The organism is Cupriavidus sp. C1SS-2L (genome assembly GCF_057073735.1).
In genome coordinates this window covers 1912367-1936204 of the sequence record NZ_CP172708.1, presented here as the reverse complement: position 1 = coordinate 1936204, position 23838 = coordinate 1912367, and the positions used below count along the sequence as shown (strand labels likewise).

General features: G+C 61.7%; 14 protein-coding genes and 3 rRNA genes. 15 read left to right on the top strand and 2 right to left on the bottom strand.

Annotated features, from left to right (window positions below):
* Window positions 1-438 precede the first annotated feature (438 nt).
* Window positions 439-1833 (top strand): sensor domain-containing diguanylate cyclase, encoded by a 1395-nt coding sequence (locus ACIGJG_RS09035; RefSeq protein ID WP_235679803.1) that lies wholly within the window; start codon window positions 439-441, stop codon window positions 1831-1833.
* Between the two features lie 264 nt (window positions 1834-2097).
* Window positions 2098-2760 carry a hypothetical protein gene (locus ACIGJG_RS09030; protein ID WP_166487000.1) on the top strand — a complete coding sequence of 221 codons (663 nt, stop codon included), beginning with the start codon at window positions 2098-2100 and terminating at the stop codon, window positions 2758-2760.
* 118 nt (window positions 2761-2878) lie between these two features.
* On the opposite strand, the gene ACIGJG_RS09025 is transcribed toward ACIGJG_RS09030, so the two are convergent.
* Window positions 2879-3103, bottom strand: coding sequence for a hypothetical protein (locus ACIGJG_RS09025; protein ID WP_140952940.1), 225 nt, complete (start codon window positions 3101-3103; stop codon window positions 2879-2881).
* A gap of 180 nt (window positions 3104-3283) precedes the next feature.
* Here ACIGJG_RS09025 and ACIGJG_RS09020 point away from each other — a divergent pair.
* The 8 genes from ACIGJG_RS09020 to ACIGJG_RS08985 all read left to right on the top strand — a co-directional run bounded on the left by ACIGJG_RS09020 (window position 3284) and on the right by ACIGJG_RS08985 (window position 16152).
* A 16S ribosomal RNA gene (locus tag ACIGJG_RS09020) occupies window positions 3284-4817 on the top strand.
* Between the two features lie 329 nt (window positions 4818-5146).
* Window positions 5147-8027: ribosomal RNA gene (locus tag ACIGJG_RS09015) — 23S ribosomal RNA — on the top strand.
* A 121-nt stretch (window positions 8028-8148) separates the two neighbouring features.
* Window positions 8149-8261, top strand: a 5S ribosomal RNA gene (rrf, locus tag ACIGJG_RS09010).
* The 16S, 23S and 5S rRNA genes sit together here, the layout of an rRNA operon.
* 329 nt (window positions 8262-8590) lie before the next feature.
* Entirely contained in the window at window positions 8591-11062 is a 2472-nt protein-coding gene (locus ACIGJG_RS09005; RefSeq protein ID WP_245001951.1) for a hypothetical protein, read from the top strand.
* 31 nt (window positions 11063-11093) lie between these two features.
* On the top strand, window positions 11094-13019 hold the full coding sequence (locus ACIGJG_RS09000; protein WP_011297909.1) for a GMC family oxidoreductase: 1926 nt from the start codon (window positions 11094-11096) through the stop codon (window positions 13017-13019).
* Window positions 12967-13398 (top strand): hypothetical protein, encoded by a 432-nt coding sequence (locus ACIGJG_RS08995; RefSeq protein ID WP_011297908.1) that lies wholly within the window; start codon window positions 12967-12969, stop codon window positions 13396-13398. The genes ACIGJG_RS09000 and ACIGJG_RS08995 overlap by 53 nt, the downstream gene beginning before the upstream one ends.
* A gap of 7 nt (window positions 13399-13405) precedes the next feature.
* Window positions 13406-15673 (top strand): xanthine dehydrogenase family protein molybdopterin-binding subunit, encoded by a 2268-nt coding sequence (locus ACIGJG_RS08990; RefSeq protein WP_483672242.1) that lies wholly within the window; start codon window positions 13406-13408, stop codon window positions 15671-15673.
* Between the two features lie 14 nt (window positions 15674-15687).
* Window positions 15688-16152 carry a (2Fe-2S)-binding protein gene (locus ACIGJG_RS08985; protein ID WP_011297906.1) on the top strand — a complete coding sequence of 155 codons (465 nt, stop codon included), beginning with the start codon at window positions 15688-15690 and terminating at the stop codon, window positions 16150-16152.
* A gap of 31 nt (window positions 16153-16183) precedes the next feature.
* Here ACIGJG_RS08985 and ACIGJG_RS08980 read toward each other — a convergent pair whose 3' ends face one another.
* On the bottom strand, window positions 16184-16648 hold the full coding sequence (locus ACIGJG_RS08980) for a ferritin-like domain-containing protein (protein WP_011297905.1): 465 nt from the start codon (window positions 16646-16648) through the stop codon (window positions 16184-16186).
* 425 nt (window positions 16649-17073) lie between these two features.
* On the opposite strand from ACIGJG_RS08980, the gene katG reads away from it, so the two are divergent.
* The 5 genes from katG (at window position 17074) to ACIGJG_RS08955 (ending at window position 23775) form a co-directional block, all read left to right on the top strand.
* Entirely contained in the window at window positions 17074-19260 is a 2187-nt protein-coding gene (gene katG / locus ACIGJG_RS08975) for a catalase/peroxidase HPI (protein WP_140951087.1), read from the top strand.
* Between the two features lie 296 nt (window positions 19261-19556).
* Window positions 19557-21110: a TolC family protein gene (locus ACIGJG_RS08970; protein WP_483673040.1), complete on the top strand. Its 1554-nt coding sequence runs from the start codon at window positions 19557-19559 to the stop codon at window positions 21108-21110.
* Window positions 21103-22248 (top strand): HlyD family secretion protein, encoded by a 1146-nt coding sequence (locus tag ACIGJG_RS08965; RefSeq protein WP_011297902.1) that lies wholly within the window; start codon window positions 21103-21105, stop codon window positions 22246-22248. Before ACIGJG_RS08970 ends, ACIGJG_RS08965 begins: the two co-directional genes overlap by 8 nt.
* A complete protein-coding gene (locus ACIGJG_RS08960) occupies window positions 22238-23287 on the top strand; it encodes a DUF2955 domain-containing protein (protein ID WP_011297901.1) in 1050 nt (349 codons plus the stop codon). Before ACIGJG_RS08965 ends, ACIGJG_RS08960 begins: the two co-directional genes overlap by 11 nt.
* 14 nt (window positions 23288-23301) lie before the next feature.
* Entirely contained in the window at window positions 23302-23775 is a 474-nt protein-coding gene (locus tag ACIGJG_RS08955) for a potassium channel family protein (RefSeq protein WP_011297900.1), read from the top strand.
* Window positions 23776-23838 lie beyond the last annotated feature (63 nt).

The window sequence follows — 23838 nt, the reverse complement described above, 5'->3', positions numbered from 1 at the left end:
GGACTGACATTGGCGTGGCGATGAGCCGAACCCCGGCGTTATGGGCCGGTGAGCAGGGGGCGCATATTCTACAGTGTTTGGTGCGTTGCAGCATACCGGGACGTGCAAGCGTGGGCTGGACTGCGGGTGAGTCCACTGCAGCCCCATCATTCACGGCCTGTTCCTTGCGCCCCCGTTTGCCGGTCGCACCGACTGCCGGCCGTAAAGCCCGGAAGTCAAAAAGTGGCGCCCATCAGGTCCCCGAAGCGCGGACGGCCCTGAATACAGCCTCACCCGGAACCCAAGGTTTTGCTGCGGCAACCTACTAGTATACCCCGGGTACGGATTCTGGGTAAGTCGGTTATTGAGTTGCCACGCGATGAAGGGCTTGCGCGCAACATCCTGCTGCGTACGGAATAGCACATGTATACTCGCCGCAGGCCCATCTCTGACGTGTGTATGCTTGCACCGCCGACCTCGGAAGACGTACCGACCGCATCGCGGTCCCTGGCGCAATCGGCGGAGGGCCGTGCCGGGGACGGGGTGTTGCAGGGCGACGATATCGAGACACTTCGCAAGCGCGAACGGCTGCTAGCGCTGGCGATTGCAGGCAGTGGCACTGGGATCTGGGATCGCAACGTCGTGACAGGCGAAATCCAGTATTCGAGCGGCTGGAAAGCCATGCTGGGCTATGCCGACTGGGAGGTATCCAACCGGATCGAAGACAGCTACCAACGTCTTCACCCCGACGATCTCGACCGCGTCAAAGCGACAATGCAGGCCCACTTCGAGGGCCGCAGCGACAGCTATGAAGTCGAACACCGCATCCGTTGCCGGGACGGAAGCTACAAATGGATCTGCAGCCGGGGCAGGGTGGTTGACCGCGACGCATCCGGCCGTGCGCTGCGCATGGTGGGCACTTCCACGGACATTACCTCGCAGCGTGCGATGTCGGAGAGACTGCTTGAAGCGGTCAGCCTGATCACGAATCTCACCAACGAGGTGCCGGGGCTGGTGTTCCAGTACCGCTCGGTGCCCGGCGGCCCATCGTTCTTTCCCTACGCAAGCGCGGGCATCACCGAGATCTACGAGCTGACCCCAGCCCAGGTGGCGGCGGATGCGTCGTGTATCGACGCGTTGATCCACCCGGCCGATCTGGCTGCCTATCGAGCTTCGTTTGACGCTTCGGCGGCACAGCTTTCGCCGTGGCATCTCGAGTATCGCGTGCAACTGCCAATGCAGGGCCTGCGCTGGCGGCAGGGCGATGCCAGGCCACAGCGTCTTCCCGATGGCAGCATCCTGTGGCACGGCTTCATTACGGACGTGACCGAGCGCAAGCGGATCGAAGCAGAATTGCAAGAGCTTGCGACCATCGACAGCCTGACGGGCTTGCCGAACCGGCGCCATTTCATGGCGCAGATCGAGACGCGGCTGGCGAGCTTGCAGAGCGGCCGCGGCGCGGCTACGGCGCTCATGATGTGCGACCTTGACCATTTCAAGTCGATCAATGACCGCTGGGGGCACGGGGTCGGCGACCGGGTGCTGCGCCATTTCGGTAGCATCCTGCGCGCGCATTTGCGCCCCGGCGACATGGCCGGACGTCTCGGCGGCGAAGAGTTCGGGATTCTGCTCGATGGGGCCGACATGCGCGGCGCGGTTGGCGTGGCGCGGCAGATTCAGCAACGCATTGCCGAGTACCCGCTGATCGAGCATGAGCAGCGGATCGACCTGACAGTCAGCATCGGTATTGCGCTCATGACCGCGGCCGATGCCAATGCCGAAGCCCCGCTATCGCGTAGCGACCTGGCGCTGTATCGCGCGAAGAAGAGCGGGCGCAACCGGATCGAATCCTGACGCGTTCAGGCCTGCAATCCACCGGGCAAAGAGGGCATCCTGACCATGCGGAATGCACGCAGTTCGTTCTTGAATGGCTTTGCGCAGAACAAGCCCGTGCCGGTTGGGCGTAGCCTTGTCTGCCTTTCTCTGCTTACCGGCTTCATATCTGTGGGGGCGCCATCGGCATGGGCCGACGAGCCTGGGGCACGCGAGAATGCGAACGTCTGCGCCACCGTGTGGTTCACGCACGGCGCACGCGTGCAGATGGAGGCAGATGGCTCGATGCCGCTGTCGCGCCGGACTGTATTGCAACCGCCATTGCCCACGGATGCAGGCTGCCTGGCTGACATCGAGATTCATTCCAAGACAGCGCTTGCTGCATTGATGGGGCCGCCCGTCGTGACGGAGCAGCAGCAACGGGTGCTGCTCCGGCCCGCGACAAACGGAGCTCCGCCGAGCATCACAGGCGAGGCAACGGTCAATGCGTGGGGCAAATACGCACGCCTGTATGGCACCACGAGCATTGACGGGCTGGGTCTGCTGGATAACCAGTACCGCGGCCTGCCGCTGCGGGAAGGCGATGTGATCCCCGGCGAGTCCGTCGACGCCAGTGCGTCCTTCACCATCTATGCGCGCGAATCCGGTGACGAAGTCGGCAAACTCGTCGCGCCGCACGCGACGGTTTCGGTGGCATCGCGGCGCGTCGGCAAGCGGCAGGTTATTCGCACCGCACTTGGGCTTTCGGAATGCGTGCCGATTGAATATGTGCGTACGACGTCGCTGGGGCCGATGGTCATCGCGGGCGAGCAGATCGTGACCAAGGCCACGCAGATGCAGGTCACCGACTGGTATTGCCCGGCCCAAGCCATCGTTATGCGGCAGGACATCAGTGAAGAGGGCAAGGTGCAGCACATTCAAACCACAGTGGTCGAGTCGCTGCAGTAAGCACTAAAGCAGTGGGCGTCTCCTTTTCATACTACCCGGCACATAGAGGCAAATTTGTATCCCCAAAGTCTCTTCACGAGCTTTTTAGAAAAAGACTTGCCAGTCGCGGAGTAACGCTTTAGTATTCGCTCCCTTCTGCTGGAGCCGTCGCTGCAAGGCGGCGCAGGCAAAGGCAAAAAGCAGGAACAAGTTCGGCAGGCAAAGCCGCCGGAAAAAAGAAATTTCGCGAAAATGCTTGATTAATCGTCGAAAATACTTTAAAGTCTTGTTTCTCTGCTGCTGACGCAGCAACGCAAACGGCAAAGCCGGTGAGCGTAGCCCGAAAGGGTGGCTTCTTTAACAATCAAACAACCGATAAGTGTGGGCGCTTGATAATGGATGCGAAAGACTTCGGTCTTTTAGCTCAAAAGTTATCAGTGCTCGCACAGCAAAACGTGACTGGGTCTACGGATCTGGTCAGTCAGTTTTCTGAGAGTGAGCGACCGCTCGAAAGAGCGAGGGCCTTCGGGTCCACACAGAGATTGAACTGAAGAGTTTGATCCTGGCTCAGATTGAACGCTGGCGGCATGCCTTACACATGCAAGTCGAACGGCAGCACGGGCTTCGGCCTGGTGGCGAGTGGCGAACGGGTGAGTAATACATCGGAACGTGCCCTGTCGTGGGGGATAACTAGTCGAAAGATTAGCTAATACCGCATACGACCTGAGGGTGAAAGCGGGGGACCGGTAACGGCCTCGCGCGATAGGAGCGGCCGATGTCTGATTAGCTAGTTGGTGGGGTAAGAGCCCACCAAGGCGACGATCAGTAGCTGGTCTGAGAGGACGATCAGCCACACTGGGACTGAGACACGGCCCAGACTCCTACGGGAGGCAGCAGTGGGGAATTTTGGACAATGGGGGCAACCCTGATCCAGCAATGCCGCGTGTGTGAAGAAGGCCTTCGGGTTGTAAAGCACTTTTGTCCGGAAAGAAAACCCTTGCCCTAATACGGTGGGGGGATGACGGTACCGGAAGAATAAGCACCGGCTAACTACGTGCCAGCAGCCGCGGTAATACGTAGGGTGCGAGCGTTAATCGGAATTACTGGGCGTAAAGCGTGCGCAGGCGGTTTTGTAAGACAGGCGTGAAATCCCCGGGCTTAACCTGGGAATGGCGCTTGTGACTGCAAGGCTAGAGTGTGTCAGAGGGGGGTAGAATTCCACGTGTAGCAGTGAAATGCGTAGAGATGTGGAGGAATACCGATGGCGAAGGCAGCCCCCTGGGACATGACTGACGCTCATGCACGAAAGCGTGGGGAGCAAACAGGATTAGATACCCTGGTAGTCCACGCCCTAAACGATGTCAACTAGTTGTTGGGGATTCATTTCTTCAGTAACGTAGCTAACGCGTGAAGTTGACCGCCTGGGGAGTACGGTCGCAAGATTAAAACTCAAAGGAATTGACGGGGACCCGCACAAGCGGTGGATGATGTGGATTAATTCGATGCAACGCGAAAAACCTTACCTACCCTTGACATGCCACTAACGAAGCAGAGATGCATTAGGTGCCCGAAAGGGAAAGTGGACACAGGTGCTGCATGGCTGTCGTCAGCTCGTGTCGTGAGATGTTGGGTTAAGTCCCGCAACGAGCGCAACCCTTGTCTCTAGTTGCTACGAAAGGGCACTCTAGAGAGACTGCCGGTGACAAACCGGAGGAAGGTGGGGATGACGTCAAGTCCTCATGGCCCTTATGGGTAGGGCTTCACACGTCATACAATGGTGCGTACAGAGGGTTGCCAACCCGCGAGGGGGAGCCAATCCCAGAAAACGCATCGTAGTCCGGATCGTAGTCTGCAACTCGACTACGTGAAGCTGGAATCGCTAGTAATCGCGGATCAGCATGCCGCGGTGAATACGTTCCCGGGTCTTGTACACACCGCCCGTCACACCATGGGAGTGGGTTTTGCCAGAAGTAGTTAGCCTAACCGCAAGGAGGGCGATTACCACGGCAGGGTTCATGACTGGGGTGAAGTCGTAACAAGGTAGCCGTATCGGAAGGTGCGGCTGGATCACCTCCTTTCCAGAGTGTGCATCCCAAGTCAAGCGTTCACACTTATCGGTTTGTTTGTTGTTGCAGCCAGAATGGTTGGCCAAAGGCAAGCGCTTAGCATTGAGCGCTTGCCTTTGGCATTTGCCAAGCGATCGCAAGATCGGCTGTTCTTTAACAATATGGGATGTAGTAAAGGTGTCGCGCGAGCGTTGATGAGACGCTCAGTTGTATAACGCGATACCGGGTTGTGATTGTATCAACCAAAGTATTTAAGTGATCGAAAGATGACTTGGAATACGGCACAAATGCGAGAACTCAACCTGTAGCGAGACGGTGTCCTTGAGACACACTTGTTATAGGGTCAAGCGAACAAGTGCATGTGGTGGATGCCTTGGCGATCACAGGCGATGAAGGACGCGGTAGCCTGCGAAAAGCTTCGGGGAGCTGGCAAACGAGCTTTGATCCGGAGATGTCCGAATGGGGAAACCCGGCCCGAATGGGTCATCCCTGACTGAATACATAGGTCAGGGAAGCGAACGCGGCGAACTGAAACATCTAAGTAGCTGCAGGAACAGAAATCAACCGAGATTCCCAAAGTAGTGGCGAACGAAATGGGAAGAGCCTTGTACTCTTTAGCAGTGTTGTTAGCAGAACGGGATGGAAAGCCCGGCCGTAGCAGGTGATAGCCCTGTATGCGAAAACAGCGTTGTGGAACTAGGTGTACGACAAGTAGGGCGGGACACGTGAAATCCTGTCTGAAGATGGGGGGACCATCCTCCAAGGCTAAATACTCGTGATCGACCGATAGTGAACCAGTACCGTGAGGGAAAGGCGAAAAGAACCCCGGGAGGGGAGTGAAATAGATCCTGAAACCGCATGCATACAAACAGTCGGAGCCTCGTAAGGGGTGACGGCGTACCTTTTGTATAATGGGTCAGCGACTTACATTCAGTGGCGAGCTTAACCGATTAGGGCAGGCGTAGCGAAAGCGAGTCCGAACAGGGCGATTAGTCGCTGGGTGTAGACCCGAAACCAGATGATCTATCCATGGCCAGGTTGAAGGTGCGGTAACACGTACTGGAGGACCGAACCCACTAACGTTGAAAAGTTAGGGGATGAGCTGTGGATAGGGGTGAAAGGCTAAACAAATCTGGAAATAGCTGGTTCTCTCCGAAAACTATTTAGGTAGTGCCTCGTGTGTCACCTTCGGGGGTAGAGCACTGTCATGGTTGGGGGGTCTATTGCTGATTACCCCGCCATAGCAAACTCCGAATACCGAAGAGTGCAATCACGGGAGACAGACATCGGGTGCTAACGTCCGGTGTCAAGAGGGAAACAACCCAGACCGCCAGCTAAGGTCCCCAAATATGGCTAAGTGGGAAACGAAGTGGGAAGGCTAAAACAGTCAGGAGGTTGGCTTAGAAGCAGCCACCCTTTAAAGAAAGCGTAATAGCTCACTGATCGAGTCGTCCTGCGCGGAAGATGTAACGGGGCTAAGCCATATACCGAAGCTGCGGACGCACAGTAATGTGCGTGGTAGGAGAGCGTTCCGTAAGCCTGTGAAGGTGTCTTGTAAAGGATGCTGGAGGTATCGGAAGTGCGAATGCTGACATGAGTAGCGATAAAGGGGGTGAAAGGCCCCCTCGCCGTAAGCCCAAGGTTTCCTACGCAACGTTCATCGGCGTAGGGTGAGTCGGCCCCTAAGGCGAGGCAGAGATGCGTAGCTGATGGGAAGCAGGTTAATATTCCTGCACCGTCGTATGATGCGATGGGGGGACGGATCGCGGAAGGTTGTCCGGGTGTTGGAAGTCCCGGTCCCTGCAGTGGAGAAGGCGCTTAGGCAAATCCGGGCGCGTAATTCAAGGCTGTGGGGCGAGTGAGCTAGGCTCGCGAAGCAATTGGAAGTGGTTCCAAGAAAAGCCTCTAAGCTTCAGTCATACGAGACCGTACCGCAAACCGACACAGGTGGGCGAGATGAGTATTCTAAGGCGCTTGAGAGAACTCGGGAGAAGGAACTCGGCAAATTGGTACCGTAACTTCGGGATAAGGTACGCCCTGGTAGCTTGACTGGCCTGCGCCAGAAGGGTGAAGGGGTTGCAATAAAATGGTGGCTGCGACTGTTTAATAAAAACACAGCACTCTGCAAACACGAAAGTGGACGTATAGGGTGTGACGCCTGCCCGGTGCCGGAAGATTAAATGATGGGGTGCAAGCTCTTGATTGAAGTCCCGGTAAACGGCGGCCGTAACTATAACGGTCCTAAGGTAGCGAAATTCCTTGTCGGGTAAGTTCCGACCTGCACGAATGGCGTAACGATGGCCACACTGTCTCCTCCCGAGACTCAGCGAAGTTGAAGTGTTTGTGATGATGCAATCTCCCCGCGGCTAGACGGAAAGACCCCATGAACCTTTACTGTAGCTTTGCATTGGACTTTGAACCGATCTGTGTAGGATAGGTGGGAGGCTTTGAAGCGTGGACGCTAGTTCACGTGGAGCCGTCCTTGAAATACCACCCTGGTTTGTTTGAGGTTCTAACCTTGGCCCGTGAATCCGGGTCGGGGACAGTGCATGGTAGGCAGTTTGACTGGGGCGGTCTCCTCCCAAAGTGTAACGGAGGAGTTCGAAGGTACGCTTGGTACGGTCGGACATCGTACCTAAAGTGCAATGGCAAAAGCGTGCTTAACTGCGAGACCGACAAGTCGAGCAGGTGCGAAAGCAGGACATAGTGATCCGGTGGTTCTGAATGGAAGGGCCATCGCTCAACGGATAAAAGGTACTCTGGGGATAACAGGCTGATACCGCCCAAGAGTTCATATCGACGGCGGTGTTTGGCACCTCGATGTCGGCTCATCTCATCCTGGGGCTGTAGCCGGTCCCAAGGGTATGGCTGTTCGCCATTTAAAGAGGTACGTGAGCTGGGTTTAAAACGTCGTGAGACAGTTTGGTCCCTATCTGCCGTGGGCGTTGGAATCTTGACGGGGGCTGCTCCTAGTACGAGAGGACCGGAGTGGACGTACCGCTGGTGTACCTGTTGTCTCGCCAGAGGCATCGCAGGGTAGCTATGTACGGAAGAGATAACCGCTGAAAGCATCTAAGCGGGAAACTCGCCTGAAGATGAGGATTCCCTGGAGGCTTGACCTCCTTGAAGGGTCGTTCGAGACCAGGACGTTGATAGGCTGGGTGTGGAAGCGCAGTAATGCGTTAAGCTAACCAGTACTAATTGCCCGTAAGGCTTGATCCTATAACCAGTGTGTTTTAGCCTGGTGAGTCAATCGCCTTGTGCCGATACAGCACAACCCAACGCTACAAAACTACATCCCGAATTGGTGAGGTTGACCGCGTCAGCCTCACAACCCCTCATGCCTGGTGACCATAGCGAGCTGGAACCACCCCTTCCCATCCCGAACAGGTCCGTGAAACAGCTCCGCGCCGATGATAGTGCGGATACCCGTGTGAAAGTAGGTCATCGCCAGGCTCTTATAATGCAGAACCCCTCAGCTCCCTCGAGCTGAGGGGTTTTTGCTTTTGGGGGGCGCAAGTTGCTCACCGGGCACAGCCAGCGTGAGTGGTATATCTGTTCGCTTAACTCTGTCGAAAACATCTTCGAACACGCGGCCCCAAAAATAGCATTGTAGATCAGTAACAACCTTGACTTCTCCTCAGGTCATTTCTAGGTTTATCTGTACTCAACGGCGTGCGTAGCGCACACGCTGCTGTGATAGACCATCCGGTCGGGGAGGGACGACGGTGAACCTGCACAGCAAGTCGATTCTTTGGTCCGCCGTTTTCTGTATCGCGGTGATCATGAGCGGCTGTTCGAAGCTGAAATCCGGCCATGTCGAGGATGAAGCGCAGCAGGCCGGTCGCAAGGACGACTCCTTCCAGCACGCGGCGGAAGACTACTTCCGCGACATGGACCGCGGCGTAGCGCTGACGAAGCAAGAGGTCCAGGGCCGCAACATGTGGATCGTATGGACCGGCGGCAACGACCGGTTCTGGGACGCGATGACGCACTATACGTTCGGCGCGTTCGACCTGCTCAAATCCATCAGCTCGCATCCCAGCCAGGGCTATTCGCGCGACAACCGCTGGACCTATCTCGGTCTGATCAACGAGCCGTGCTTCAGCAAGCCGACCGGGGCGGACCCGCAGCGTTTCGGCCTGTGGCTGGATCAGCGGGGCAAGGATTGCCCTGCAGACCCGTTCGAAAACGAGCAAGCCTATCCCGGCGTCAAGATCGGCGCGCGAGGCGGCACTTTTTCGAACGGCCAGAAGCTCCCCGTCGGCTCGTACTATGGCTACCCGACCGGCATTGTCGGTCTGCGCCTTTTTCCCAATCCCGCATTCGACGAGAAAGCCGCCAAAGCCTGGGACCCGGAACGCTACTACACCGATCCCTCCTACTACAACCGCGCGGACCTGATCCGACCCTATCGCGTGGGGATGTCATGCGGGTTCTGTCATATCGGCCCGAGCCCGGTCCATCCGCCCGCTGACCCCGAACATCCGCAATGGGCCGAGCTTAGCTCTACCGTGGGCGCCCAATACATGTGGGTCGATCGCCTTTTCATCCATAACGCAGCGACGCCCGCTGGCAAGCAGAATTTCATGTTCCAGCTCGTCCACACGTTCCGTCCTGGCGCGATGGATACCTCGCTGGTGTCCACCGACAACATCAACAACCCGCGGACCATGAACGCCCTCTATGACCTGATGGCACGCATGGGCGTGGCCAAGCGGATCGGGCATGAGACCATCGCCGGCGGCGAGAAGAACAACAAGCAACTGAACGATTTCGTCCAGTCGGGGCCGCTTTCCGAGTTCTTCAAGGCACCCGATACGGTATGGACGCCGCATGTGCTCAAGGATGGTGCCGATTCCGTCGGCGTGCTTGGCGCACTGAACCGGGTCTACCTGAACATCGGCCTGTTCAGCGAGGAATGGCTGCTGCATTTCAATCCGATCCTCGGAGGCAAGTCGATCTCGCCGATCGAGATCGCGGTGGCGCAGAAGAATTCCGCTTACTGGCGCGCGACGGAAGCCGGTTCGTTCAACATGGCAGCGTTCCTGCTGAAATCGACACCGGCCGATCATCTCGCCGATGCCCCGGGCGGCAAGGCCTTCCTGGCCGATCCCGCCACGCCTGATGGCGGCCGACTGCTGAACCGCGGCAAGGCCGTGTTCGCCGAGACCTGTGCGCGCTGCCATTCCAGCAAGGGCCCTCCGCCACCAGCCGACCTGAAGATGCGCGAATGCGGTGGCGACAAGTACATCGGCTGCTTCCAGCGCTACTGGAAATGGACTCAGACGGACGAGTACAAGGCGAAGATGCGCGACATCGTCAACGCGCCGGATTTCCTCGCCAATAACTACCTGTCCAGCGACGTCCGCGTGCCTGCCACGCTGCTGCGCACGAACATCTGCAGCCCGCTGGCCACCAACGCGCTTCGCGGCAATATTTGGGACAACTTTTCTTCGGAGACGTACAAGAGCCTGCCGTCGGTCGGCACTGTGACGCTGCACGACCCGTTCACGGCCGAGCGGTGGCAATACCATATGCCCGCCGGCGGACGCGGCTATACGCGTGTGCCGTCGCTGATCAGCATCTGGTCGACCGCACCGTTCCTGCTCAACAACGCGCTCGGGCCGTTCAGTGGCGACCCTTCTGTCAAAGGCCGCGTACAGGTATTCGACGCTTCGATCGAGCAACTGCTCTGGCCCGAGAAACGTAACCACGATTCCGTACTCGGCACAAAGGTGCCGGGCGTAATCGACCGGACCACGGAACGTAGCCAGATCACGATTCCGGTCGGGTTCGTTCCGGATGCGCTGCACCCCATGGAGGACCTGCTGCACCGTTGGGTGCCATGGCTCGTGGGCGAGGGCGGCGATGTGACGATCGGCCCCGCTCCGGCCCGGATGCCGGTGAACCTGCTGGCGAACCTGCAGCCGTTGTCGGAGACATCGGACCCAGTCGCCAAGGCGGAACACGCAGCCAAGGTACTGAAGCTGCTGGTGAAGCTCAAAGGCGATCTGGCATCCGTGCCGGCGGGCGCGAGCGACGACGACCTGCGCAAGATCTATGCGGACGTGGTGAAGCCGATGCTGTCGCTCAGCAAATGCCCGGACTTCGTCGTGAATCGCGGCCACTACTTCGGCACCGCGGAGTTCAACAACCAGGACGGCCTGAGCGCCGACGAGCGCGCGTTCGGCAAGGAACCCGTGTTGAGCGACGATGACAAGCGGGCCTTGATCGCCTTCCTGAAGACGTTCTGACGATGCAATGCCGGCGGCGTAGCGGGGGGCTATGTCTGGGGAAGATGAAACAGAATGGGACTACGTAGTCGTAGGTTCCGGCGCGGGCGGCGGTACGCTGGCCGCGCGCCTGGCAGAGGCGGGCATGCGCGTGTGCGTGCTCGAAGCCGGCTGCGATGCGCGCGCGCATGAGATGTCGTGCATGCCTGAAGACTATGACGTGCCCGGCTTTCACGCCTGTGCAAGCGAGAATCCGGCCATGGCATGGAATTTCTTCGTGCGCCATTACACGGACGACGCGCAACAGCATCGCGATCCCAAATGCGGTCCCGCGGGCGTGCTGTACCCGCGCGCGGGGACGCTTGGCGGTTGCACTGCGCACAACGCGCTGATCTTCCTGTATCCGCACGATGCGGACTGGGACCACATTGCCGACGTGACCGGCGATCCGTCATGGACGGCGACTCGCATGCGGAGCTATGCGAAGCGGATCGAGCAATGCCGCCATCGACCGCTTTGGAATCTCGCGCGACGGTTCGGCATCGATCCCACGCTGCATGGCTGGGATGGCTGGCTGCATACTGAGCGCGCGATGCCGCTGGAAGCGCTCGCCGACGACGCACTGGTCCGCGTCATCATCGGTTCGATGGAACTTGCCGCGCGCAGTGTGCCAAGGCGCGTGCGCGCGTGGCTACGGCTGATTCGCTGGCAAGGTGATCCGAACTCGCGGCTGTGGGGCCGACGCTGTTTTCACGGGGTGTGCTATACGCCGCTGACCACGCAGCGGCACGCGCGCCACGGTACGCGCGAACGTCTGCTCGATGTGGCCGAGCGGTATCCGGACAGGCTCCGGATCGAACTCGATGCGCTGGCCACGCGCGTGCTGTTCGACGCGCAGGGCAATGCGTGCGGCGTGGAGTATCTGAAGGGCAGGCATCTCTATCAAGCCCATGTCAAACCGAGCGATGGGGACGGTGAGCGTTGCCAGGTCCGCGCGCGGCGTGAGGTGATCCTTGCGGGCGGCGCGTTCAATACCCCGCAACTGTTGATGCTGTCCGGGATCGGCCCGGCCGAGCACCTGCAGGAACATGGCATTCCGGTGCGCGTGGATCTGACCGGAGTCGGCCGCAATCTGCAGGATCGCTACGAGATTGGCGTCGTGAACCGTATGTCGCGCTCTTGGGAGGTGCTGCAGGGTGCGAAATTCGTGCGTGACGACGCGCCGTACCAGAGCTGGTTCGATTCGCGCGACGGCGTCTACACCACGAATGGCGTGGCAACGGCGGTGATCCGCCGATCGGGCCGGCGCATGCCTGTACCGGACATCTTCTGCATGGCGCTGCTCGAACGTTTTGTCGGCTACTACCCGGGCTACTCGAAGGTCTTCGCGCAGAACGACAATGTGCTGACGTGGGCGATCTTGAAGGCGCACACGCGCAACCGTGCCGGCGTGGTGTCGCTGCGCTCGGCCGACCCGCGCGATATGCCCGACATCGATTTCCGCTATTTCGACGGCGCGGATGACCCGCACGGCGATGACATGCGCGCGCTGATCGGCGCTATCCGCTTCGTACGCGGGCTGGCGCAACCGCTGGCAGAGCAGGGCTTGATCGCCAACGAAGAACTGCCGGGCGTGGATGTCCAGAGCGACGAAGCACTGGCCGCCTATATTCGCGACAACGCCTGGGGCCATCACGCATCATGCTCGTGCCCGATTGGCGCGCGCGCAACAGGCGGCGTGCTCGACAGCAACTTCTGCGTGCATGGCACGCGCCGCCTGCGCGTTGTTGATGCCTCGGCCTTTCCGCGCATTCCGGGCTTCTTTCCGGTCAGCGCGATCTACATGATGGCCGAGAAGGCCGCCGACGTACTGCTGGCCACGGCGCAGGCCACGCCACCCTTGCCGTTCCCGATAGGAGACCGCCATGGCCTACGACGTGCACAAGCTCCTGCAAATGCAGCAGGCCGAACTGGATGATCTATTTCGCAACAGCGCCGCTGGAGATATCCCGAACGGCGAGGCAAAGGGCACGGCCATCATCTCGCCGGGCACGACATTCAGCGAAAGCATCTCGCGCATGGTCAGCCTGTTCGCCTGGCAGGGCAAGGTGTTCGACGCCAGCCGCGGCGTGCTCAAGAACCGCATCACGCCGTTTGGCCTGGAAGCCATCCTGGCCAAGGTCTACAAGGCGGACAGCTGGCTCGACCAGAAGGAGTGCATTGTGCTCGACTACTCGGAGACCTCGCTGGTCGCGCACTGGATTCGCGACGAGATCCGCTGCATTGCGCCGGGCGTGTATCTCGGCAAAGTGTATTGGGACAAGGCTCGCCTGATCGATTTCTGCCTGGAGTTCTGATCTCGCCATGAAGCGCAGAGCGTTCCTGTTCGGCGGTATCGGCGCGGCCGGCGCATTGCTGGTCGGCTGGACCGTGCTGCCCGTACGCCAGCGGCTGACGACGTCGGCGCCGCTGTCAACGGAAGGCACGGAGGTCGCGCTGAACGGATGGCTCAAGATCGATGCGGACAACAGCGTCACGATCATGATGTGCCGCTCGGAGATGGGACAGGGCGTGCACACCGGGCTGGCGATGATCCTGGCGGACGAACTCGATGCCGACTGGAGCCGCGTGCGCGTGGAAAACGCGCCGCCTGACAAGATCTTCAACAACCTTCAGGTCGTCGTCGACGGGCTGCCGTTTCATCCCGATGATCACAGGTTTTTCCGCCGGCTTTCGGACCACGTCGCGCGCAAGCTGATGCGCGAAATTGGCGAGATTGCCACTGGCGGTTCGTCCGGCATCAGCGACCTCTGGATGCCCATGCGCGAGGCCGGCGCCTCGGCGCGGGCCATGCTGGTGTCCGCGGCAGCGCAGCGCTGGCGCGTGACCGAGGCGGAATGCCGCACGGAAGGCGGCAAGGTGCTGCAGGGCGCCGCGCGCTCGATGACGTTTGGTGAACTCGCATCCGCAGCCGGACGCGTGCCTTTGCCGGACAAGGTGAAGCTGAAGGAGCCATCGGCATTTCGCCTGATCGGCCGGCCGTTGCACAGGGTCGATGCCGAGCGTAAGACCGATGGGTCGGCCCGCTTTGGCATCGACGCGTTGCCGCCCAACCTGCTGTACGCGAGCGTGCTCATGTGCCCGACCGTCGGCGGTCGCGTGAAGCATGCCGACGTCAGTGCGGCACTCGCGCAGCGCGGCGTCGTGAAGGCCTTTGCGGTGCCGCCGTTCGACGGTGGCTCAGGCGGCGTGGCGGTCATTGCCGACAACGTGTTTCGCGCGATGCGGGCGCTCGACGCACTGAAGGTTGACTGGGATCCCGGGCCGGCTGCTGGCCTGACGAGTGCACGCCTGCTGGCGCGGATTACCGCGACGCTGGATCGCGATGATGGCCACGGCTACTACACGCGCGGGGATGTCGATGAGGCGCTGCGCGGCGCGGCCAAGGTGGTCAGCGCCGAGTATCGCGCACCATATCTTGCGCACGGTGCCGTGGAACCCATTAACTGCACGGTGCTGTATGGCGGCGACGCGGCGACAGTGTGGGTGTCGACGCAGGTGCCTGGCATTGCGCGCGCCCATGCCGCCAAGATACTGGGTCTGCGGCCGGATCAGGTGGACCTGCAGGTCATGATGCTGGGCGGAGGCTTCGGGCGCCGGCTGGAAGCGGATTTCGTGTCGCAGGCCGCGGCGATCGCACGCGAGGTCAAGGGGCGGCCCGTGCAGACCGTCTGGACGCGGGCGCAGGACATGACCCATGACTTCTATCGGCCCGCCTGTGTGTCGCGCTTGCGTGCCGGCATGGATCGCGACGGGCGGCTGATCAGCTGGCAGGCGCGATCTGCAGGGCAGGCCGTGGTACCGCAGATGCTGGCGCGGGACTTTGGCTTCCCGCGTATTCCCATCGACAAGACGGCGGCGGAGGGCGCATTCGACCAGCCCTACCGATGGCCGGCAGCGCGGATTTCGCATGCGAATGTCGACCTGCCCATACCGGTGGGCTTCTGGCGCTCGGTTGGGCATTCGCACCAGGCTTTCTTCACGGAGTGCTTTCTCGACGAGGTGGCGGCGGCCGCGGGCAAGGATCCGGTTGCGTTTCGCGCCAGCCTGCTTGGCGAACATCCGCGCCACCGGGCCGTGCTGGAACGCGTGGCGACCTTGTCGGGATGGGGCAAGCCAATGGCGCGCGCTCCGGATGGCATCGCGCGGGCACGCGGTGTGGCACTGCACCAGTCATACGGCAGCATCGTCGCGCAAGTGGCTGAGGTGTCCGTCGCACCCGACAAGACGATCCGCGTGCATCGCGTGTTCTGCGTAATCGATTGCGGCATTGCCGTGAATCCCAACCTGATCCGCCAGCAGGCGGAGAGCGGCATCATATTTGGCTTGTCCGCCGCGCTGTACCAGGAAATCACGTTCGCCGATGGTGTGGTGCAGCAGAAGAACTTTCACGACTTTCCGGTCGTGCGCATGACGGATTGCCCGGTCATCGAGACGGACATCATTCCCAGCCAGGAGCCGCCGCAGGGCACTGGCGAAGTCTGCGCACCGCCGATCGCACCGGCCGTGGCCAATGCGCTGTATACGCTGACCGGCCAGCGCTTGCGTTCGTTGCCGCTCAAGCTGATCTAGTGAAGGAGACCACCATGGCGACCCTGAACGTGAACGACAAGGCCGTCAGCGTTGACGCGGAGCCGGATATGCCGTTGCTATGGATCCTGCGCTGCGACCTTGCGTTGACAGGAACAAAGTTCGGCTGCGGCGTGGGCATTTGCGGCGCCTGCACGCTGCATGTGGATGGCAAGCCCGAACTCGCATGCCAGCTGCCGATGTCGAAGTTGCGGCCGGGCGCGAAGATCACGACCATCGAGGGCATGCGGAGCAAGGAACTCGACGCTGTCCGTGCGGCCTGGCTCGATCTCGATGTGGTCCAGTGCGGCTACTGCCAGAGCGCGCAGATCATGGCCGCATGCGCGCTGCTCAAGGCCAGGCCGAAGCCTACCGACGCTGACATCGACGCGGCGATGGGCAATATTGTCTGCCGCTGCGGCACGTATCCACGGATCCGCGCTGCGATCCATCAGGCGGCCGGGCAAGCGCCGCACGGCTGATGTCCCGGGCGGTACCGGGACATCAGAGCGCTCAACCAGGAGCGGATTGGGTGGTTCCAGTCTGGCCGGGCTTGCGCAGCATCTTGTCGACTTCGCCGGCGTGCAGTTCCTCGATCTGGATCTGCTGGCGCGCATATTCTTCGAGCGCTACCGAGCGGCCTTCTACCAGCGTGAGCAGTTCACGGTACAACGCAAGCGCCAGCGTTTCCGTCGCCAGCGACTCGCGCAGGATCGATCCGATATCGAGCGTATGGCTGTCGAGCAGCTTGCCGATGCCCAGAGACGGATAGGCACCCAGCGTCGTGATCCACTCGCCGGCCTGGTGCGCATGCAACAGCGATTCATTGGCCTGCTCGCGCAGCCACGACACGATCGGGATGCGGCCGAAGCCAAACACCACGAAGGAATAGTGCGTGTATCGCACAACGCCGGCGAGTTCGGCTTCGAGTATCCGATTCAACACGCCGACGACCTTGTCTTTATCGAGTTCCGTCATGGCAATCCTTCCTGCAGCGTGGTTTCAGAGGGGACTGTGCAGCAGCGCCGCCATCAGCGCAGGACCAGCGTTACGCGGGCGGCCGCGTCGATGTACCCGTCGTGCGGGCTGTTTCATTCTAGTCGGCGGGCGTACACTGTCCGGCCCGACTTCAGCATGACCGGTTGCTGCGCCACTGCGAAGGCGGAGGCTACGGCGCGGTGTCTCACCCGAACGGGGTGGCATCGTTCTGTTATCAAGTTCAGCAACGCGAAGTACCGGCTTTAGGTTTTTTCTTGCTCAGCCATGAAGTAAACCTATTTCCGCCTCGTGTGGAGAACCAGTACTCTTCTCAGGGCAGCCCTGAGCCCAAGGCTGGGCCGTGCAGTTGAAGCAAACGATCCGATAACAACGATCTGGATGCAATCGAAGCAAGGAGGGAACACATGTCGACTGAAGCGAAGTGTCCGTTCAATCACGCTGCGGGTTCGGGTACCTCGAACCGGGATTGGTGGCCCCATCAGCTGAACCTGGGCATCCTGCGCCAGCACTCATCGCTGGCAGACCCCATGGACAAGGGGTTCAACTATGCCGAGGAATTCAAGAGCCTGGACCTGGCAGCGGTGAAGCACGACCTTGCCGCACTGATGACGGTCTCGCAGGACTGGTGGCCTGCGGACTTCGGGCACTATGGTGGCCTGTTCATCCGCATGGCATGGCATGCCGCGGGCACGTACCGCACCGGCGACGGCCGTGGCGGCGCGGGTTCCGGACAGCAGCGCTTTGCGCCGCTGAACAGCTGGCCCGATAACGTCAACCTCGACAAGGCGCGCCGGCTGCTATGGCCGATCAAGCAAAAATACGGCAAGAAGATTTCGTGGGCTGACCTGATCGTGCTGACCGGCAACGTCGCCCTGGAATCGATGGGCTTCAAGACCTTCGGCTTCGGCGGCGGGCGCGAGGACGTATGGGAACCGGACCAGGACGTCTATTGGGGCTCCGAAACGACGTGGCTGGCCGACAAGCGCTATTCCGGCGTACGCGATCTCGAAAACCCGCTGGCAGCCGTCCAGATGGGCCTGATCTATGTGAACCCGGAAGGTCCCAACGGCAACCCCGATCCGGCCAAGGCGGCTGTGGATATCCGCGAGACTTTTGCGCGCATGGCCATGAACGACGAGGAGACGGTGGCGCTCATTGCCGGTGGTCACACCTTCGGCAAGACGCACGGCGCGGGCCCGGCATCGCATGTGGGTCCGGAACCGGAAGCCGCAGGCATCGAGGAGCAGGGCCTGGGCTGGCGCAGCAGCTTTGGCTCGGGCAAGGGCAGTGATGCCATCACCAGCGGTCTGGAGGTCATCTGGACCAGCACGCCGACCAAGTGGAGCAACAACTTCTTCTGGAACCTGTTCGGCTATGAATGGGAACTGACGAAGAGCCCGGCCGGCGCGCACCAGTGGAAGCCGAAGGGCGATGCCGGAGCCAACTCCATTCCGGACCCTTACGATCCGTCCAGGCGTCGTGGCCCGACCATGCTGACCACGGACCTTTCGCTGCGCGTGGATCCGGCGTACGAAAAGATTTCGCGTCGCTTCCACGAAAATCCCGACCAGTTTGCCGACGCCTTCGCCCGCGCATGGTTCAAGCTGACGCACCGCGACATGGGGCCGCGTTCACGCTACCTGGGCCCTGAAGTCCCGGCCGAAGAACTGATCTGGCAGGACCCGATTCCCGCGGTCGACCATGTGCTGATCGACGAGCAGGACGTTGCCGCGCTCAAGGGCAAGATCCTGGCGACGGGGGTGCCGGTGTCGCAGCTGGTATCGACGGCCTGGGCCTCGGCGTCGACGTTCCGCGGCTCCGACAAGCGCGGCGGTGCCAATGGCGCGCGCATCCGCCTGGCGCCGCAGAAGGACTGGGAAGTTAACCAGCCGGCCGTGCTGGCACAGGTGCTGGAAACCCTGGAAGGTATCCGCAACGAGTTCAACAGCAGCCAGTCCGGCGGCAAGAAGGTGTCGTTGGCCGACCTGATCGTGCTGGCTGGTTGCGCGGGCATCGAACAGGCGGCGAAGAAGGGCGGCCATGACGTGAAGGTGCCGTTCACACCGGGACGCATGGATGCCACGCAGGAGCAGACCGATGTGGAGTCGTTCAGTGTGATGGAACCCATCGCTGACGGCTTCCGCAACTATCTGAAGGGCACCTATGCCGTGACGGCCGAGACGCTGCTGGTCGACAAGGCCCAGTTGCTGACGCTGACCGTACCGGAAGTGACCGCGCTTGTCGGCGGCATGCGTGTGCTGAACGCGAACTTCGGGCAAACCCAGCATGGTGTGTTTACCGATCGTCCGGAAACGCTGACCAACGATTTCTTCGTCAATGTGCTCGACATGGGCACGGAGTGGAAGCCGACGGCCGACAACAAGGACCTGTTCGAAGGCTACGATCGCGCGACGGGCAAGCTGAAGTGGACCGGCACGCGTGTCGACCTGATCTTCGGCTCGAACTCGGAGCTGCGCGCTGTGGCGGAGGTCTATGGCTGCGCCGACGCCAAGGAGAAGTTCGTCCAGGACTTTGTCGCGGCCTGGAACAAGGTCATGAACCTGGACCGCTTCGAGGCGGCCAACCGATAAGCGTCGCCTGACGACAACAAGGGAAAGCCGGCACGGCCGTTCGAAAGATCGGCCGTGTCTTTTTTTGCCATCGTTTTCGGTTACATCCGCTGCGAAAACGAGGGCTAAAACTAACGACCGATGGCCGAAGTCGCGTCGGCGCATCATAATTGGCGGGTATCGTGTCGTCTCACGGCGGTTTCGCACAGGAGACCCGTATGCCGCAGGTTCCCACCATGGGAATGACGATCCGCCTAAGGCTACCCGGCATGCGCGCCCGGCGCTGGCCTGTTCTTTGCCGTGGCCGGTAGCTGACCATGCCGCTCCCGGCCCGTTCGCCCCTCCGGCTGATGATGGCGGCCTTGCTGCTCGGCGGCTGTACCCAGCTTGGCCCCGACTTCCAGGCGCAACGCGAGCCGTGGACCGAATCCTGGAGCAGCCCCTCACTCGAACAAGCCACTGAGCAACGGGAGCAGTCCGACCTGCGCCAGTGGTGGCGGGTGTTCGACGACCCCATCCTGGAAAAACTGATTGCCGAGGCCGACGCCAATAACGCCGGCGTCAGGATCGCGGGCCTGCGCGTGGTGGAGGCCCGGGCCCAGCTTGGCATTGCGCAGGCCGGGCGCTATCCGCAGGTCCAGCAAGCGAGTGGCGAGGCGCTTTACGTCCATAGCCGGCAGTCCGGCGCCACGGTGCAGACCAGCCGCGTCTGGCAGTTCAGCGCCGGTTTCGACGTTGGCTGGGAGCTGGATTTCTGGGGGCGCTTCAGCCGCGCGATCGAATCGGCGGATGCGGCATATTTTGCTTCCCAGGCCAACTATCAGGACGTACTGGTTCTGCTGCATGCGCAACTGGCCCAGACCTATTTCACTTTGCGCACGGCCGAAGCACGGTTACGCATCGCACGCGAGAACGCGCGGCTGCAGAAGCGCAGCTATGAAATCACCGAACGCCTGTTCAAGGGAGGCGAGAGCGACGAGCTCGATCTGCAGCAGGCCAAGACCCAATACCTCGGCACGCTGAGCAGCATTCCCGAACTGGAGGGCCAGATCCTGCATGCACGCAATGCGCTGGCCATCCTGATCGGGCGCCCGCCGGCTCCCATGCACGAACTGCTGGACATGCCCGACAAGGAGGGTGTGGTGCCACTGATCGACCGGGCGGTGCTGCGGGACGTCCCGGCCAGCCTGCTGCTGCGCCGCCCGGACATCCGCGCTGCCGAACTGCAGATGGCTGCGCAGTCGGCGCTGATCGGCGTGGCCAAGGCCGAGCTTTATCCGTCGCTGACGCTGCTCGGCAGCATTGGCTGGTCGGCCAGCTCGTTGCCCGCCACGCCTAACGGGCTGGTGCTGATCGCCGGGCCCAGCCTGCGCTGGAATGTGTTCGACTACGGGCGCATCCGCAACAACGTGCGCATCCAGGATGCGCGCCTGCAGCAGCTGATCGTTTCCTACCAGGACTCCGTGCGCCAGGCCGCGCGCGAGGCCGACGATGCCGCCAGCGGCCTGATCAAGGCGCTGGAACGCGAAGCGATCCTGGCGCAGGCATCGCAGTCCGCGAACCGTTCGCTGGCGCTGGCCACTGCGCTGTTCCGCGAGGGGTACTCGGACTTCCAGCGCGTGCTGGACGCCCAGCGCGCGCTGTTTGCCCAGCAGGACGCTTACCTGGTCAACCGCAGCACGGCAGTCGCGGATCTGATCGCACTGTACAAGGCGCTCGGCGGTGGCTGGGACACGGCGCAGCCGCTCGTCGATACCGCGACACGGCAGCAGATGGAGCAACGTACCGACTGGGGCGGCCTGCTCGACGAGACGGTGAACGCTACAACCGGCAAACGCTCTTCCTTGCAGCGAGGCACACCCAATGAGTGACGACGCGCCACCCGCCCCGGTATCTCCGCCCCCGGCGCCCGCGCCATCGCCAACGCCATCTCCCTCGGCAGATCCGGCCGGAAAGGGCGTAAAGGTGGTGGTGGTGCTGATCGTGCTGAGCCTGGCCTGGTACTTGTTCGCGGACCGTTATACGCCCTACACACAGCAGGCGCGCGTCCAGGCCTTTGTCGTGCCGGTGGCATCGGAGGTTTCGGGCCGCGTGACGCGTGTGCTGGTGCACAACAACCAGGACGTGCAGGCGGGAGCGGTCCTGTTCGAGGTCGATCCGCAGCAATACCGCATCGCGGCCGATCGGGCGCGCGCGGACCTGGAATCCATGCGCCGGCAGATCGGTGCGAGCACGGCCGGGATCGCCTCGGCTCAGGCCGGGCTGCGCGCCGCGCAGGCCAACGAGGTCAAGGCGCGCCAGGACAGTGACCGCCTGGAACGCCTGTATAGCGAGGATCCCGGCACTGTCTCGCTGAGGCGGCTCGAGGTGGCGCGCGCCACGCATACGCAGGCCGTCAGCCAGGTCGACGCAGCCCGCGCCGAGGTGGTACGCGCGCGCGAGCAGCAGGGCGGCAGCGAAGAGGACAACGCCAAGTTACGCAGCTCCGCCGCGGCGCTGGAGAAGGCCGAACTGGATCTCGCCAACTCCCGGGTCCGCGCTCGCATCGCTGGCCTCATCACCGATCTGCGCACGGAAGCGGGCCAGTATGCCGCGGCAGGCAGCCCCGTCATGACGCTGATCGCGATTCATGACATCTGGATCAGTGCGGACATGACCGAAAACAATCTTGGCCGCGTCGAGCCAGGTACCCCGGTGGGAATTGTGCTCGATGCCTTGCCGGGCAGGGTACTTTCCGGCCGGGTACGCAGCATCGGCTATGGGGTGAGCGTCGGCCAGAGTCCGCCACCGGGCAGCCTGCCGACCGTCCAGAACAGCCGCGACTGGCTGCGTCCGGCCCAGCGGTTTCCGGTGATCGTCGAGATCGACAAGGGGGAACTGACGACGCTGCGGGGTGTCCGCGTAGGCGGGCAAGCCGAGGTGATGGCCTTCCCGACCGATGGCAATCCGCTCAACCCGCTCGGCCGGATATTCCTGCACCTGATGAGCTGGCTGTCCTATGTCTACTGATGGCGGTGCGGCCAGCGCGGCAGGCATCCGCGGGCGGCGAGCGCTGCGGCTGGCCATCGGTACAGCGATCTGCCTGGCGACGAGCTTCGGCCTTGGCTGGGCCATTCCGATGGTGGCACCCGTCATGGGCGCATTCGTGCTGGCTTCGTTCGACCGGCCGTTGCCCGCGAGGGCCGGCGTGGGGCTGGCGTTGGTGGCCATGCTGGCCACCGGCAGCGGCCTGCTGATCGTCCCGTTCCTGCGCCACTACCCGTTCAGCGGCGTGTTGATGACAGGGCTGGGCTTGTTCCTGGCCTTCCGCCATGGCCTGCGTGGTGGCAACAGCCTGGTCGGCACGCTGCTGGCAGCCGGCCTGACCATGATTTCGGTGGCTGGCACCGCGGACATCGGCCTGGCCGTCACCGTCATCGCCGCGCTGGTCAAGGGGCTGCTGCTGGCGGTGGCGGTCCTGGCGCTCTGCTACTGGCTGATTCCGGAACCGGCAAAGAGACCCGCCGCGCCGCGCGGCCCGGCATTTTCGGTGCACGATGCCAATTGGATGGCGCTGCGCTCGGCCCTGGTGGTCATGCCGACCGTCCTGCTGGCCCTGGGCGACCCAGCCGCCTACATGCCGATTCTCATGAAGGCCGTCAGCCTGGGCCGCCAAAGCTGCACGATGGCGCGCGGCGCCGCACTTGAACTGATCGGCTCCACGCTGCTGGGCGGGCTGCTGGCGATCTTGTTCTGGTGGGCCCTGGGCTTGTTCGTGCATCTGTGGATGTTCTTCCTGTGGATGCTCCTGTTCGCGCTGTTGCTGGCGCGCAAGCTGTTTGCAGGGCCACCCGCGCGGCTTTCGCCGGGCTTCTGGCTTAATACGCTGGTGACCCTGATCATCCTGCTGGGTCAGTCCGTCGAGGACAGTGCGGCAGGCAAGGATGTCTACCATGCCTTTGCGGTCCGCATGGGGCTGTTCATCGGGGTGACGCTGTACGCGTGCCTGGTGCTGCGACTGCTCGATCAACGCCGCCGGGACTCGCACGCCGTGCGCCCCACGACCTGACAGGGAAAACCACCGTGCGCATTCATTTGCTTGTCGCCATCCCGGTCATGCTGACCTGCCTGCTACTGCAAAGCCTGGTCGTGGCGCTGTGCCTGCGCCGCTATGCGCGCTTCCGCAATGACTGGCACGGCGGTGAACCGCTCTGGGTGGACGTCGCCATGTTGTCGGCAGTGATGCTGACCACGTTGTGCGGCAACTTCGCGCAAATGGCCATCTGGGCAGGATTGTTCTTGCTGCTCGGCGAATTCACTAGCTTCGGCGTTGCTCTGTACCACTCGGCGGTCAACTTCTCCACGCTTGGCTATGGCGATATTGTCATGTCCGAGAACTGGCGCATGCTGGGTCCGATTGAAGCGGCCCACGGCATCCTGATGTTTGGCGTGTCGACCGCGGTGATGACCGCCGCCGTACTGGACGTGGTGAAAATCAGCGCAGCAAAGTTGTCACGGGACGCTAAAGACGAGACAACGGCTGCCGATAACCACTGACGTACCGAAATCTTTACCCTTGTCCGTGGCGCGCGATATCCACGTGCTTCCATAGATCAAGGG

What these genes read in the sequence shown, in the direction of transcription:
- ACIGJG_RS09035 (WP_235679803.1), top strand. Translation starts at nt 439, where the DNA reads ATGCTTGCACCGCCGACCTCGGAAGACGTACCGACCGCATCGCGGTCC.
- ACIGJG_RS09030 (WP_166487000.1), top strand. Translation starts at nt 2,098, where the DNA reads ATGCCGCTGTCGCGCCGGACTGTATTGCAACCGCCATTGCCCACGGAT.
- ACIGJG_RS09005 (WP_245001951.1), top strand. Translation starts at nt 8,591, where the DNA reads ATGAGCGGCTGTTCGAAGCTGAAATCCGGCCATGTCGAGGATGAAGCG.
- ACIGJG_RS09000 (WP_011297909.1), top strand. Translation starts at nt 11,094, where the DNA reads ATGTCTGGGGAAGATGAAACAGAATGGGACTACGTAGTCGTAGGTTCC.
- ACIGJG_RS08995 (WP_011297908.1), top strand. Translation starts at nt 12,967, where the DNA reads ATGGCCTACGACGTGCACAAGCTCCTGCAAATGCAGCAGGCCGAACTG.
- ACIGJG_RS08990 (WP_483672242.1), top strand. Translation starts at nt 13,406, where the DNA reads ATGAAGCGCAGAGCGTTCCTGTTCGGCGGTATCGGCGCGGCCGGCGCA.
- ACIGJG_RS08985 (WP_011297906.1), top strand. Translation starts at nt 15,688, where the DNA reads ATGGCGACCCTGAACGTGAACGACAAGGCCGTCAGCGTTGACGCGGAG.
- ACIGJG_RS08980 (WP_011297905.1), bottom strand. Translation starts at nt 16,648, where the DNA reads ATGACGGAACTCGATAAAGACAAGGTCGTCGGCGTGTTGAATCGGATA.
- katG (WP_140951087.1), top strand. Translation starts at nt 17,074, where the DNA reads ATGTCGACTGAAGCGAAGTGTCCGTTCAATCACGCTGCGGGTTCGGGT.
- ACIGJG_RS08970 (WP_483673040.1), top strand. Translation starts at nt 19,557, where the DNA reads ATGCCGCTCCCGGCCCGTTCGCCCCTCCGGCTGATGATGGCGGCCTTG.
- ACIGJG_RS08965 (WP_011297902.1), top strand. Translation starts at nt 21,103, where the DNA reads ATGAGTGACGACGCGCCACCCGCCCCGGTATCTCCGCCCCCGGCGCCC.
- ACIGJG_RS08960 (WP_011297901.1), top strand. Translation starts at nt 22,238, where the DNA reads ATGTCTACTGATGGCGGTGCGGCCAGCGCGGCAGGCATCCGCGGGCGG.